General features: G+C 39.8%; 15 protein-coding genes. 13 read left to right on the forward strand and 2 right to left on the reverse strand.

The features are described from left to right. Positions 1–40 precede the first annotated feature (40 nt). The 10 genes from J7338_RS12905 (at position 41) to J7338_RS12950 (ending at position 8,721) form a co-directional block, all read left to right on the forward strand. Positions 41–1,582, forward strand: coding sequence for a response regulator (locus J7338_RS12905; RefSeq protein WP_210797439.1), 1,542 nt, complete (start codon positions 41–43; stop codon positions 1,580–1,582). Positions 1,583–1,694: 112 nt separating this feature from the next. Further along, positions 1,695–2,069 (forward strand): SirB2 family protein, encoded by a 375-nt coding sequence (locus tag J7338_RS12910; RefSeq protein WP_210797440.1) that lies wholly within the window; start codon positions 1,695–1,697, stop codon positions 2,067–2,069. Between the two features lie 124 nt (positions 2,070–2,193). Then, positions 2,194–3,021, forward strand: coding sequence for a tetratricopeptide repeat protein (locus J7338_RS12915; protein WP_210797441.1), 828 nt, complete (start codon positions 2,194–2,196; stop codon positions 3,019–3,021). Positions 3,022–3,037: 16 nt separating this feature from the next. Beyond that, complete coding sequence (locus tag J7338_RS12920) at positions 3,038–4,291, forward strand: DUF819 family protein (RefSeq protein WP_210797442.1); 1,254 nt, start codon at positions 3,038–3,040, stop codon at positions 4,289–4,291. Between the two features lie 10 nt (positions 4,292–4,301). After that, positions 4,302–5,156, forward strand: coding sequence for a 3-deoxy-8-phosphooctulonate synthase (gene kdsA / locus J7338_RS12925; protein ID WP_210797443.1), 855 nt, complete (start codon positions 4,302–4,304; stop codon positions 5,154–5,156). Positions 5,157–5,272: 116 nt separating this feature from the next. Beyond that, on the forward strand, positions 5,273–6,169 hold the full coding sequence (locus J7338_RS12930) for a transcriptional regulator GcvA (RefSeq protein ID WP_145240653.1): 897 nt from the start codon (positions 5,273–5,275) through the stop codon (positions 6,167–6,169). 1 nt (position 6,170) lies between these two features. Next, a complete protein-coding gene (locus tag J7338_RS12935) occupies positions 6,171–6,803 on the forward strand; it encodes an alpha/beta family hydrolase (RefSeq protein ID WP_210797444.1) in 633 nt (210 codons plus the stop codon). A 24-nt stretch (positions 6,804–6,827) separates the two neighbouring features. Beyond that, positions 6,828–7,196, forward strand: a complete 369-nt coding sequence (locus tag J7338_RS12940) for a DUF423 domain-containing protein (RefSeq protein ID WP_210797445.1) — start codon at positions 6,828–6,830, stop codon at positions 7,194–7,196. A 38-nt stretch (positions 7,197–7,234) separates the two neighbouring features. After that, the gene (gene rlmM / locus J7338_RS12945) at positions 7,235–8,320 is read left to right on the forward strand and encodes a 23S rRNA (cytidine(2498)-2'-O)-methyltransferase RlmM (RefSeq protein ID WP_210797446.1); all 1,086 of its coding nucleotides are present in this window, start codon (positions 7,235–7,237) and stop codon (positions 8,318–8,320) included. 47 nt (positions 8,321–8,367) lie between these two features. Continuing rightward, a complete protein-coding gene (locus J7338_RS12950) occupies positions 8,368–8,721 on the forward strand; it encodes a YkgJ family cysteine cluster protein (RefSeq protein ID WP_210797447.1) in 354 nt (117 codons plus the stop codon). Positions 8,722–8,777: 56 nt separating this feature from the next. Here the strand turns inward: J7338_RS12950 and cysZ are convergent, their stop codons facing one another. Then, positions 8,778–9,488 (reverse strand): sulfate transporter CysZ, encoded by a 711-nt coding sequence (gene cysZ, locus J7338_RS12955; RefSeq protein WP_215909083.1) that lies wholly within the window; start codon positions 9,486–9,488, stop codon positions 8,778–8,780. A gap of 245 nt (positions 9,489–9,733) precedes the next feature. Between cysZ and J7338_RS12960 the strand changes: the two genes are divergently transcribed. Continuing rightward, positions 9,734–9,997 (forward strand): hypothetical protein, encoded by a 264-nt coding sequence (locus tag J7338_RS12960; RefSeq protein WP_228732985.1) that lies wholly within the window; start codon positions 9,734–9,736, stop codon positions 9,995–9,997. Positions 9,998–10,091: 94 nt separating this feature from the next. Further along, positions 10,092–10,712 (forward strand): sulfotransferase, encoded by a 621-nt coding sequence (locus J7338_RS12965; protein ID WP_210797449.1) that lies wholly within the window; start codon positions 10,092–10,094, stop codon positions 10,710–10,712. On the opposite strand, the gene J7338_RS12970 is transcribed toward J7338_RS12965, so the two are convergent. Next, the gene (locus J7338_RS12970; protein ID WP_210797450.1) at positions 10,703–12,094 is read right to left on the reverse strand and encodes a hypothetical protein; all 1,392 of its coding nucleotides are present in this window, start codon (positions 12,092–12,094) and stop codon (positions 10,703–10,705) included. The two genes, J7338_RS12965 and J7338_RS12970, sit on opposite strands and share 10 nt — an antisense overlap. Positions 12,095–12,391: 297 nt before the next feature. On the opposite strand from J7338_RS12970, the gene J7338_RS12975 reads away from it, so the two are divergent. Further along, positions 12,392–12,853 (forward strand): GNAT family N-acetyltransferase, encoded by a 462-nt coding sequence (locus J7338_RS12975; RefSeq protein WP_149980708.1) that lies wholly within the window; start codon positions 12,392–12,394, stop codon positions 12,851–12,853. The last annotated feature ends 370 nt before the right edge of the window (positions 12,854–13,223 follow it).

The following is a 13,223-nucleotide window of genomic DNA, read 5'->3' on the forward strand; positions in this document are numbered from 1 at the left end:
TACAGTGCGAGAGCAAAATAAACGCCTTTGAGGATTCAGTATGATGGATGATTTTTTGTTTTCGGATGAACCACAAGAAGTTGAAAGTGAAGTAGTTAAGGGGACATGGAAAGTCATCATTGTTGATGATGAGCCTGAGGTTCATGCAGTCACAAAACTGGCATTAAGTGATTTTGAGTTTCAAGACAAACGTTTAGAATTTATTAGTGCGTACTCAGGGGCTGAGGCAAAAGTAAAAATAGATAACAACCCCGATGCTGCAATTGTACTGCTTGATGTGGTGATGGAAACCGACGATGCAGGTTTAAAAGTCGCGCAATATATTCGTGAAGTCGCTAAAAATAATCATATCCGTATTATCCTTCGTACAGGTCAACCAGGCCAAGCGCCAGAGCGCCAAGTTATCGTTAATTATGATATTAATGATTACAAATCAAAAACTGAACTGACAGCGCAAAAATTATTTACAGTAGTAATGTCGAGCCTTCGTTCTTATCGCGATATTTTATCGATTGAGCAATCTCGTCAAGGGCTTGAAAAAATAATTAAAGCCTCCCGTGACATTTTCTCAGCGCACTCTCTTGATCACTTTATTGAAGGGGTGATGCAACAGTTAACGTCGTTGCTTGGCACCGTTGAACAGGCAATGTACGCCACGAGCTTAGTGGCAGGGAACCCACAAGATAATCAACATAAATTGGTGGTGTTTTCTGGGCGAGGCGATTTTGAGCGCAGTGAAGGCAAAGCAATAGAAGAAGTATTGAATACCGAGCAGCTACTAGCATGCAAGCAAGCACTTAAAGATAAAACCATTGTTTATAAAGATAATTACCTGTTTGCATACTGTTGCAGTGAACATAATCATAATTCAATGCTTTTTATCTCTGGAATTCCTAAATACCTAACAGAAACACAGCGTCATTTAATTGAGATATTTTCACAAAATGTACAGTTGGCGTATGAAAATGTGCAATTACAATCAGAGGTCGAAGCAACTCAGCAAGAGTTAGTGCTTCGTTTAAGTGAAGCTCTGGAGCAGCGTTCAACTGAAACAGGTAATCATGTTAAGCGGGTCTCACATATATGTCATACCTTGGCATTGGCGTATGGTTTATCGAGCCGTGAGGCTGATTTAATTCGTTTAGCATCGCCGCTGCATGATGTTGGAAAAGTCGGTATCCCTGACGCGATTTTAAATAAACCAGGTAAATTGAGTTCTGAAGAGTGGGATGTTATGAAAACACATACTCAAAAAGGTTACCTTATTTTAAAAGATTCACGACGAAAAATAGTGAATGCGGGTGCTCAGATTGCTCGTGATCACCATGAAAAGTGGGATGGTTCAGGTTATCCACAAGGGATAAAAGAAGATGACATTCATATTTTTGGCCGTATAGTGGCGCTGGCAGATGTGTATGATGCGCTGCGCCATAAGCGTTGTTACAAAGAAGCCTGGACGCTTGATGATGTTGTTAATGAAATCAATCAGCAAAAAGGCAAACACTTTGAGCCTAAACTGGTCGATGCATTTAACGATAACCTAGTAGAGCTCGAAGAAATTTTAACGCGTTTTCCAGATTAAAAAATAATACCCAATGCATTGAATCGTTGAGTTATTTAATGCGTTAGAGTGGGCATGTTTAATAATAACATTGGTACAATTTCTTTTTACATTAATGAGTAGTTAGGGGCATATGGATTATTTAGCAGTCAAACACACACACATGGCAATTGCCGTTTTAAGCATTGTTTTATTTTATGTACGTTCATTTTCTCGCCTCGGCAGTGGTGCAATCGCTAAAAATAAATTTGTACTTATTGGTAGTCACGCAACCGATACGTTTTTACTTATTTCAGCCTTCGCGCTGATGGCTATTGCAAAAATTAATCCGCTAGAACAAATGTGGCTGCTTGAAAAGATTATTCTTGTAGTGACGTATATTGCGTTGGGTATTATTGCCAGTAGACAGCAAAAAACCAGTATGAAAATTGTGTTTTTAGTTGTTACGACTGTGGTCATTGCCTTCATTGGTAAGCTGGCGGTTGCCAAAACAGCGTTTATTTTGTAACTAAATATGTTCAAAGGCTGCACTAAACAGTCTTTGAACGTTAATCTAACGCGCTACATTGGTATCTGTGTAAAAAAATAGGTAAACTAGCCATTCATTTCCTATTAAAGATGTTGCCGTATTAATGACCACCCCTTGGTTTGAAGATCAAAATGAACCCTATCAAGATGAGGCTTTTGACACATTCGTTCCCCAAGCGTTGTATCGTTGTATAAGCGCTGAAGCGAAGTGGGATCCTCAAGTCGATTTAAGTGATAGCTTTGCCACACTGAGCGACTTTGAAAATCAAGTCACTGAACTATGCCAACAGTACCCTGATATTCACGACCGCTTTGATGCGTTAGTTGATATGTTTTTTACGCAGTGGTTATTTAGTGTATCCAGTTTAAAAGTTCCCGAATATACCCTCAATAGTTTCAGCTACATGCTGAGTATGCGCAGTGGTTCTGAAACAACACTGGGTATTTTATTATGCCATTTGCTGAACCATGCTGGCTTTGATGCAAATGTAACGATTAATAATAGTGAAATAAATGTCCATGTTGCTATTAGTGACGAAGAAGGTTATTTGTTGGAGCCAAGTTCTGGCCAACAAAGCTGGTATATTATTCCTGAAAACGCCAGTGAAGAAAATGGTGATGAGCAAGAGCCGCTTGAGCTCATTTTTGACGAAGAAGTGTATAAGCTTTATCTTGCACAACAAAAGTGGGCCTTTATTAGCAGTAATAAATTTGGCCATGCTTTAAGCTGTGTTGAGATGTTGATGGAGCTAATAGGCGATGATCCGTATGAAAGACGCGACAGAGGCTATTTACTTAACCAGCTAGATTGTCCGAAAATGGCACGTGACGATTTACAATTTTTTATCGATGAGTGCCCAGATGATCCTGCGATTGACATTATTCAGCATCAACTTGAAGAACTTGAAGATAATCACAAAACTCACCATTAACTTTTAAGGAATTTACATGGCTGACGCCCATACTGCCCTGATCACTAATGATGCGGTTGTCTTTGGTTTATTAGCAGTAATATTAGGCTTTATTTTTAAAACATCGAACAGCTCAAATAGCGCGCTTAAAAAGTTTTACAAATATGTCCCAGCATTATTACTGTGCTATTTTTTACCTTCACTATTGAATACGTTTGGCATTGTTGATGGTCATTCATCTAATGTGTACTTTGTAGCATCACGTTACTTGCTTCCGGCGTGCTTAATTTTACTGACCATTAGTATTGATTTACGTGCCATTATTAATCTTGGCCCGAAAGCATTAATTATGTTTTTAACCGGTACTGTAGGTATTGTGATCGGCGGCCCGTTGGCCATTTTGATCATGAGCGCAGTGTATCCAGAAGCCGTCGGTGGTCATGGCCCCGATGCAGTATGGCGTGGCATGACCACGATTGCTGGAAGCTGGATTGGTGGTGGTGCAAACCAAGCATCGATGAAAGAAATGTTTGAAGTTGGCGGAGATATATTCTCAGCAATGGTTACGGTAGACGTGATTGTCGCTAATTTATGGATGGCAGTATTACTGTTAATGGCTGCCAACCATAAAGCCATTGATGCGAAAACAGGCGCGGATACTAGCGCGATTGAAGAGTTAAAAAATCGCGTTGAAAAATACCAAGCCGAGCACGCACGTCTGCCAACACTCAATGATTATATGCTGATCATTGCAATTGCATTTGGTATTACCGGTCTGGCGCATTTTTGTGCAGACTTTTTAGGACCTTACTTTGGCGCTAACTTTCCGTGGGCACAAGAATATAGCTTAAACAGTAAGTTCTTTTGGTTAATTGTTATTTCGACGACCATAGGTATTGCATTGTCGTTTACTAAAGTACGTCATATTGAAGCCTTTGGCGCATCTAAAGTAGCCTCCAGCTTTTTATATATTTTAGTAGCGTCAATTGGCCTTCATATGAATATTAAGGCTATATTTGAATCGCCTATGTATTTCGTCATTGGCTTAATTTGGATGCTTACTCACGCCAGTTTAATGTTAATTGTGGCAAAAATAATTAAAGCGCCACTATTTTATATGGCCGTCGGCTCACAAGCGAATGTGGGCGGCGCTGCATCGGCACCTGTGGTGGCGTCAGCATTTCACCCGTCGCTTGCACCGATTGGTGTGTTACTAGCCGTACTCGGTTATGGCGTGGGCACTTACATGGCCTATATTTGTGGATTAATGATGCAAGCAGTTGCACCTTAAGGAATGAAAAATGAATAACCAACTGATTAAGATTAATGATATTGAATTAGCAAACGAAAAACCGTTTGTATTGTTCGGTGGCATGAATGTTTTAGAATCGCGCGATTTAGCAATGCGTATTGCTGAGCATTATGTTGAAGTGACCACTAAGCTTAATATTCCTTATGTGTTTAAAGCGTCATTTGATAAAGCAAACCGTTCTTCAATTAATTCATACCGTGGTCCTGGTATGGAAGAAGGGTTAAGGATTTTTGAAGAAATTAAAAATACCTTTAATGTTCCTTTGATCACTGACGTCCATGAGCCGCATCAAGCAGCGCCTGTGGCAGAAGTGGTTGATGTGATCCAATTACCAGCATTTTTGGCGCGCCAAACAGATTTAGTGGTCGCAATGGCGAAAACGGGCGCAATTATTAACGCTAAAAAACCACAGTTTTTAGCCCCCCATGAAATGCGCCACATCATTACTAAATTTAATGAAGCAGGCAACAATAACATTGCCTTGTGTGAACGTGGTTCAAGCTTTGGTTATAACAACTTAGTGGTTGATATGCTGGGTATGGATGACATGAAACCAATGGCTCCGGTCATTTTTGATGCAACGCATGCTTTACAACGTCCAGGTGGGCGCAGTGATTCTGCTGATGGTCGTCGTGCACAAGCCGCAGAGCTTGCTCGCAGCGGCATGGCATTAGGGTTAGCGGGTTTATTTATTGAAGCGCATCCTAATCCTAATGAAGCTAAATGTGACGGCCCATGTGCGCTTGCATTAAGTAAGTTGGAAGGCTATTTAAGTCAAATGAAAGCCGTGGATGATTTAGTTAAAAGCTTTGGCCCATTGGATACCAGTGCCAGTGATTTATAATATTAAAGAATACTTAAAAGCGACTTAGGTCGCTTTTTTTATGTCTTGAATATACACCTTGCTAGTTGGCGTATATAATCAACCCATAAGAAAAACTAATTCTAAGTTTGATCACTATGTCTCGACGTGTTCCGCCACTAAACGCATTAAAAGCATTTGAAGCTGCTGCTCGCCATTTGAGTTTTACTAAAGCGGCTGAAGAGTTATACGTCACGCAGGCGGCGGTTAGCCATCAAATAAAAACCTTAGAAGAGCATCTTGGGTTAAAACTATTTTTGCGTAAAAACCGTTCTTTATTGCTCACCGAAGAAGGTCAAGGTTACTTTTTAGATATTAAAGAAATATTTACTCAGCTAATTGACGCTACCGAAAAGCTATTAGCCCGTGGTGCAAAAGGCTCATTAACCGTGAGTTTAACGCCCAGCTTTGCTATTCAATGGTTAGTGCCACGCTTGAGCTTATTTAACGAACTGCACCCTGAGATAGATGTACGAATAAAAGCCCAAGATCAAGACGAAAACTCACTCACCGATGATGTTGATGTGGCTATTTATTATGGCCGTGGTCATTGGAGTGGCGTGCAAACGCATAAACTGCATACCGAATACTTAGTGCCTTTGTGTAGCCCTATGCTATTAACAGGGCCAAAGCCGCTGGATCAGCCAAGTGATTTGGCAAACCATACTTTATTACACGATACCACCCGGAAAAACTGGAAAACGTGGATGAAAACCGCCGGTGTACGTAATGTGCAAGTAAACCAAGGGCCAATATTTAGCCACTCATCAATGGTGCTGCAAGCAGCTGTGCATGGTCAAGGAGTTGCTATTGGTAACAGTGTGCTTGCTAAACCAGATATTGATGCAGGACGTTTAGTCATTCCGTTTAACCACAGTTTAGAAAGTAAAAATGCTTATTATTTAGTGAGCCGTGAAACGCAATCTGAATTAGGTAAAATAGTGTCGTTTAAGCAGTGGATGCTAAGCCTCGTTGAGCAAGAACAAGAGTATTAATATGATTGAATGGATAAAAAGTAACACACCAGCCAAAGCTCAGTTTATTTTTGCCCATGGCGCAGGTGCTGGTAGTGATTCTGAGTTTATGCAGCAGATGGCGCAATTAATAGCTGCGCATGAGATTGATGTAGGTTTGTTTGATTTTGAATATATGCAAACTGCCAAGCAAACCAATAAGCGCAGGCCTCCCGATCGGGCGCCAAAATTGCTGGATTATTTTGAACAGGTATTAACTTTTGTACAGCCAAACTTACCGTTATTTATTGGTGGCAAGTCAATGGGCGGGCGGATGGCATCAATGCTTGTCAGTGAAGAGCGAGTAACAATGCCAACAATTTCAGGCGTATTGGCATTTGGCTATCCATTTCATCCACCAGGCAAGGCTGATAAATTACGCATTGATCATTTTGGTAAAATAGCATGCCCATTTATGGTGCTTCAAGGAGAGCGGGATACGTTTGGCACCCGTGATGAATTAACCCAATTGCACCTTGATAAGCGCCCTGAGTTTGTTTGGTTAGTCGATGGCGATCATTCTTTAAAACCGCGTAAACGTAGTGGCTTTACGGAGCTTGAAAATATCCAAAGCGCAGCTGAGCACGCCGCAGGGTTTATCAAGCATCACATCTAAAGGCAATTTCGCAGGAAAAAAACTATGATTAAACTATTTTTAATGGCTGGCAGTTTATTTTGCATGCTATCAGTGGTGTTGGGCGCCTTTGCGGCTCATGGTTTAAAAAGCCGTGTTTCTGAATATGCTATTGGCGTATTTAAAACTGCGGCAGAGTATCAGATGGTGCATGGCCTTGCGTTAATTGCGATTGCCATTTTAATAAAATGGGGAATAAACCTTACATCGGCTGGTTGGTTTATTATTGCTGGTATTTTGTTGTTTAGTGGCAGTTTATATTTATTAGCAATCACCGGTTATAAGTGGCTTGGCCCCATCACACCCGTTGGTGGTTTATGTTTTATTATTGGTTGGACTATTTTATTAGTGCAAGTAGCACGGTTTAAATTTTAATTGAGAATATCGCTCAAAAGAGCAATTAAAGGGTTTTTATGTCAAGTGTAGTGATTTACTGCCGCAGTGGTTTTGAAAATGATGCCGCTGCAGAAATAACATTTCATGCCGCAGAGCAAGGTTTTGCTGGGTATGTAAAAGCAAAGCCAAATACCGGCTATGTTATTTACGAATGTTTTGAAGCGCAGCATAGTGATGAAATCATCAAAAAGGTTGATTTCAAAAATATGGTATTTGCCCGTCAGTGGTTTGCCGGCACTTTACTTGAAAACATGCCTGTCGAAGACCGTGTTGGCGAAATAGTAACAGCAGCGGTCGATTTTCCACTTTGTTCAGAGCTACGGGTAGAAACACCCGATACCAATGAAGGCAAAGAGCTGTTAACTTTCTGCAAAAAAATCTCTACCCCACTTAAAAAGGCTTTAGAGAAACAAAACACCGTGTTACGCGAACCTAAAGCTAATCGTCCCGTTATGCACATTATGTTTTTAACTAATAACACCGCTTATGTTGGGCATTCATATAGTTATAATAATTCCCCATTTTTTATGGGAATATTACGACTAAGAATGCCAAGTGATGGGCCAAGTCGTTCTACGTTAAAGCTCGATGAAGCATTTAATGTGTTTATCCCACCTAACGAAGTTGAAGCGCGAGTTCAAGCCGGTATGCGCAGTGTTGACTTAGGTGCTTGCCCAGGTGGTTGGACGTATCAACTAGTGCGTCGCGGGATGTTTGTTAGCGCCATTGATAACGGCCCAATGAATGATGATTTAATGCAAACAGGTCAAGTTAAGCACTTTCGTGTTGATGGTTTTAAATACCGCCCTGAGAAAAGAAATATTACTTGGTTAGTATGCGATATGGTAGAAAAACCAACCAAAGTAACCAGTCTTATGATTGATTGGGCAGTCAATGCCTACGCCAAAGAGCTCATATTTAACTTGAAACTCCCTATGAAAAAGCGTTTTGATAGTGTGTATGAATGCTTAACCATGATCAAAGAAGAGCTTAATAAATACGGCATAAGCTATGAGCTACAAGCTAAGCATTTATATCATGATAGGGAAGAAGTCACTGTGCATTTGAACGTGACGAAAGTGCCGCAAAGCCTATATAGCTAATTAATTTTAGTGTGGCATGAATACCGGCTAAATAAAGGTAAAAATTGATGTATAAGAACCAAGAAGTTATTTTGCGCTTGCGCGCTAATATACCACAGTTTGAATGTGTTGAAGGTTGTCATGATTGCTGTGGCCCCGTAACAACTTCATCAGAAGAAATGTCTCGATTACCAGTAAAAACGGATGCCGAGCATGAAGCCGCACTAAATGAATTTAATTGTGTACATCTGGGCCCTAAAGGCTGCACTGTATATGACGAGCGGCCGTTGATTTGCCGCTTGTTTGGTACTACGCCTCGAATGCCTTGTCCAAATGATCGCAAGCCAGAGCAGCCTGTAGACATTAAAACAGAGCGCGAAGTGCACCATTTTATTGCTAATACACGGCAAGTTTTAGTGTAAATAGTGCCGTAAATAGGGGACTTAATAATGGCTTATTGTCGTCCCCTCTGAGCGTTTTATTCGCGATACTTAGGGCGGTATTGATCAACCCATAAGCGAGTTGCGCCGCACACAGCGACGGGCATAACAATTAAATTCACGATAGGAATGGCTGTAAGCAACAACACTGCTAAGCCGAATCCATACGAGAGAGTTTGTTTTTGTTTTAAGTCTTCTTTCATTTCTTTAAAGCAAATTTTGTGATTATCAAACGGATAATCTTTGTATTGCACGGCATACATCCAACAGGTAAACATCACCCATAACACTTGGCCGATAACAGGTAATATCCATAGTAAGATAAAAAAGCCAATGGCGCGTGGTAGGTAATAGCACAACTTTGTCCACTCACGGCCAAGCATTCGTGGCACATCTTTCACTATCTCCGCTAAGCCATCATCGTTAATTTTTTGACCGGTTAAATACAGCTCTACTTTTTCACTGAGTAAGCCATTAAAGGGCGCGGCAATGAAATTAGTGATCACCGAAAACAGCATACTGTAGCTAAATAAAATCACTAATACTGCAATAGGCCACATCAGCCACTCCAGCCAACTTAACCACGTTGGTAATAGATCATTTAAATAAGTAAACCCATCGGTAAGCCAGCCATATAAAAAGAATAATGAGCTACCAAAAAGCACTATATTGATTAATAAAGGAATAAATACAAAACGTTTGAGGCCTTTTTGAGTGATCAATTTAAAGCCCGAAAAAAAATACTCCATACCCTGCGTAAACTGCACGTGAAAACCTCAGATCATACCAACATGCCCTCAGTATAAATTGCTCAGATATTTTGAACAGTATTTTTGCGTAACAAAGTGTTTAATATTTGAAGCTTTTCAAGAGAAGTGCAATAGTTAAGGAGGTTAATTGAGGACTAAGAACACCAGTTAGCAATGATGTATGAACTAATTGAATTAGAATAATGACTCAGCTATGCTCGCTTTGTAAGTAAAACATTCAGGAAATGTCATTTTCTGATTTTAATGCTTTTATAAAAGAGAGTATTTTGGAATCATTTAACATTACTCGTATTGATACCGAGTTTGGGATTTTTCGTATTTCAGGTTTATGGGATACTTTAAATATGAATGCACTAACTATAATATCAATTGAAATTATGGGAACCGATGGTTGGGTACTATTAAATCAAACATACGATGCAGTTACCAAATTAATAATAGACCTCATTCCAACCCTGCAATTACATTTACTTAGTAATGACAAATAAAATTGTACTTTAATGGATGAAGAGTTTGTATCAATGTCTGAATCCTAGCACGCTTGGTATATACTAACGGCCTTTTAAAAATGAGTGACGTTAGATGTCTAAGATTTTTATTATCGGCCTACCTCGAACTGGCACTACTAGTATTAGTGTTGCGTTGTTAGATATGGGCTTGTTGGTTGCGCATACCGCGTTTACTAAAAAAGCGTTTGAAATGGCTGATGCTATATCTGACGCACCATGTTTTAGCGACTATATGCATTTAGACAGGTTATTTCCTGGTGCTAAGTTTATTTATTTAAACCGAGACCTAAAAGCATGGTTGCCATCCATCACGATGCTGCTTGAAAAAATGGCGCCACATCTTGATCTTAAAACAGGGCACTTTAGCCCGGTTCTAAAGCGCAGCTTTCACCAAACCTTCCCTAATATTCACCCTTTGTGTGAAGCGACCCTAACAAATCATTATCGTAATCATCAGCAGGCAGTATTGGCTTACTTTAAAGATCGTGATGACTTTTTATCGATTGATGTAAGTAAACAGGGCAGTTTATTATTACTAAAGCAGTTTCTAGGGTTACCAAACACAGGTGATACTGACTTTGCGAAATTAAATGTTGGCCGTAATGTGGCAAACTGGCGTGAGTATAAACACCCTAATAAGGTGAATGCCAACTTAGCCGGAGCAGAGCATCGCAAGTTCTTTGATTACGGTTGATTTTCAGCTGATTGTGACTCTTCACTATCTACTGAACTACGAATGTTGCCACTGCTGTAAAAGGTAAGATCACCGATTAATTCAGGAACTAGTCGCTCGCTATTATAATCATAAATTTTATTCATTTGTGTTACGTGGAATGCGCCTTCTATCCGATCAATATTATTTATTGCCCATGCCTCAACTGAATCTGAGCGAGTAAACTGCTCGGGCATTTTTTCTTTATCATCAAGTAGTGTTTGCCATAATTCGTTTTGGATCTGTGCGGGACTCCCTGTGAATTGTTCTAGCGCATCGTTTATCCAGCCTATGCCAATGTCGTTATAGGCGTTTAAGATATTATTATAAAGCTCACGTCTATTAGAGTCAGAGCTAACATTATCTTGCTGTGCAACAAACTTACCATTATCCATTTGGTAATACTGCTTATTGGCTTGATAATTCGTTTGCTGTGCAAGGTAACTAAATAAGTTAGGTTCTTGGTCTTTATCAACGTCATTGAGCATTGCCAACACATCATCCGCTTGGTGGTTTTTAACTACGCTCATCATGTCGATGATACCACTGCTTTGTGTAAGTGTACTGTCAGATAAGTGGTCATTTAACTGCATAAGTTGATCTTCGCTGAGGTTTTTTTCTATTAATAAATTGGTGTAATCATTTGCCAATTCATATTTTGCACTGTTAGCCTTATAGTTTGATTTAAACCAGTTTATGGTTTCAGGCATACTGATCATTTCGACTCTTTCATTACCATGCTCATTTTCACCTAATGGTGACACTGGCTTCTTATAATCATTCCCTTGTTGTAATAATTCCCCCATTGTTGCGAGGGTACTGCTCAAGGCATCATCTGACAGTTTGCTTAAAGATGAAATTAACTGTGCACTGCTGTTGTTGTTCTCCATGCCAAAGTGATAGCTAGATGTTGTAACAACAAATTGACTGAATGTAGCAAGCTCTTCATCACTCATTTTTTTCACCAAATCAAGTAGTTCTTGTGTTGGTTTTAGGTGTTGGAACATAAATTTATGTTCACCTTCAAGCCGGTCTACTTGATCTAAAAAAGCATTTATATCATCGGGATCTGTAAAGTCACCATAGCGATAGCTCGGCTCTTTAATTGGTTCACCTATGTTAATGGTGGTGCTAGAGGTGACTGTATAACGGTTCATACCAATATAAGAAGAGGGGGTGTAATCTTGATTAAGTTTGCGGCCTTTAAATGGATCATAAAGGGGCGTACTTGCTGCGTCTTCGAGCGTTGAAAGGTGATCTTGTGGTTCGACAAGAGAAGCGGCGGCTTTAAACTCCGTGGCGCGATTAGCTGACATCGTTTGCAAAGCTATTTGCTGTGCTTGACCAAGATTGTGGAGTTTCATTGTTATTCCTTTAACGTTAACTTTATTATTTATCGACGCAGGGCGTTAAAACTTTAGTCGTTAATCTATTTTTTAACCCGTACTTTTATAAAAGGCGCTAACGTTTAACACCACAGCAAACTATTATCTTGACGTGCTTGCTACTTTTAAAAAATAGCTAAGAGTTGTTATTTTGATATACGACAAAGTTGTGACTAATAAGATAGCAAATAAATGAAAAATCCAAAGTTCTGGGTTGTTCATTTGCAACAATTCGGTATAGTTTGTTATCAAACAATAAATATAATTAGAGCTTTTATGCAGTTAGTCGACTTAACCCCTGATGATCCGGATGTGATTAATGTTTTTTCTGATATCGATAGGCTTATAAATTCTCTGTACCCAGTAGCTACGGCGCAATCGCTGTCGGTGAGTGAGCTTGGTCAAGCTAATGTGTACGCCATTGGCTTAAAAAGCGAGGAGGGTATTGTTGCATGTGGTGCGATTGTCAGACAGTTCGACACAGTACCTTATGGTGAAATACGCCGTCTGTATGTCAAACCAAGTCATCGTGGTAAAGGTTTGTCTCGGCGTATAATGCAAATTTTATTGCATCATGCTGGCGAAGAAGAGATCCCTTTGATCCGCTTAGAAACAGGTCCGAAACAGGCTGAATCGATTAGTCTGTATGAAAATTTAGGTTTTCAACGCTGTACAAGTTTTGGTAATTATACCGATAATCCACATAGCTTGTTTATGGAGTTAGGGCTCAGTCAATAAAGCTAATTAGTGGCTAGAAACTGCCTACGCTTTGTGTTTTAGTTTTTGAGTACTTCATCGATTTAATCTCCTACGCAACTACGGCTTATACACGGGTATAAGTCGTCATTTATATGCTCAAATGGCCTTGGTCTGCGCCACTTTTATCATTGAGAGTCACGTTTTCGGCTAACTTTTATATATATATTCCCTTTTAAGCATTCTATTTTTTGTACTAAATACGCCAATGCCCAACAAATAAAAGGGCCGTTGTTATCGACACTAAAACTCACTCGTTACGAGCAAAAATACTTGTTGGACTTGATAAGCTATTTTTCCTTTAATGCGCGCAACAGCCGCAAGGCATTCATCAAATAAAAGAGAAAGATAA

This window comes from Pseudoalteromonas ostreae (assembly GCF_018069805.1).
Classification (GTDB): domain Bacteria; phylum Pseudomonadota; class Gammaproteobacteria; order Enterobacterales; family Alteromonadaceae; genus Pseudoalteromonas; species Pseudoalteromonas ostreae.

Coding starts and splice junctions, on each gene's coding strand:
- J7338_RS12940 (WP_210797445.1), top strand. CDS start 6,828: ATGATTAAACTATTTTTAATGGCTGGCAGTTTATTTTGCATGCTATCA.
- J7338_RS12920 (WP_210797442.1), top strand. CDS start 3,038: ATGGCTGACGCCCATACTGCCCTGATCACTAATGATGCGGTTGTCTTT.
- J7338_RS12910 (WP_210797440.1), top strand. CDS start 1,695: ATGGATTATTTAGCAGTCAAACACACACACATGGCAATTGCCGTTTTA.
- kdsA (WP_210797443.1), top strand. CDS start 4,302: ATGAATAACCAACTGATTAAGATTAATGATATTGAATTAGCAAACGAA.
- J7338_RS12935 (WP_210797444.1), top strand. CDS start 6,171: ATGATTGAATGGATAAAAAGTAACACACCAGCCAAAGCTCAGTTTATT.
- J7338_RS12930 (WP_145240653.1), top strand. CDS start 5,273: ATGTCTCGACGTGTTCCGCCACTAAACGCATTAAAAGCATTTGAAGCT.
- J7338_RS12905 (WP_210797439.1), top strand. CDS start 41: ATGATGGATGATTTTTTGTTTTCGGATGAACCACAAGAAGTTGAAAGT.
- J7338_RS12960 (WP_228732985.1), top strand. CDS start 9,734: ATGTCATTTTCTGATTTTAATGCTTTTATAAAAGAGAGTATTTTGGAA.
- J7338_RS12915 (WP_210797441.1), top strand. CDS start 2,194: ATGACCACCCCTTGGTTTGAAGATCAAAATGAACCCTATCAAGATGAG.
- cysZ (WP_215909083.1), bottom strand. CDS start 9,488: ATGGAGTATTTTTTTTCGGGCTTTAAATTGATCACTCAAAAAGGCCTC.
- J7338_RS12965 (WP_210797449.1), top strand. CDS start 10,092: ATGTCTAAGATTTTTATTATCGGCCTACCTCGAACTGGCACTACTAGT.
- J7338_RS12975 (WP_149980708.1), top strand. CDS start 12,392: ATGCAGTTAGTCGACTTAACCCCTGATGATCCGGATGTGATTAATGTT.
- rlmM (WP_210797446.1), top strand. CDS start 7,235: ATGTCAAGTGTAGTGATTTACTGCCGCAGTGGTTTTGAAAATGATGCC.
- J7338_RS12950 (WP_210797447.1), top strand. CDS start 8,368: ATGTATAAGAACCAAGAAGTTATTTTGCGCTTGCGCGCTAATATACCA.
- J7338_RS12970 (WP_210797450.1), bottom strand. CDS start 12,094: ATGAAACTCCACAATCTTGGTCAAGCACAGCAAATAGCTTTGCAAACG.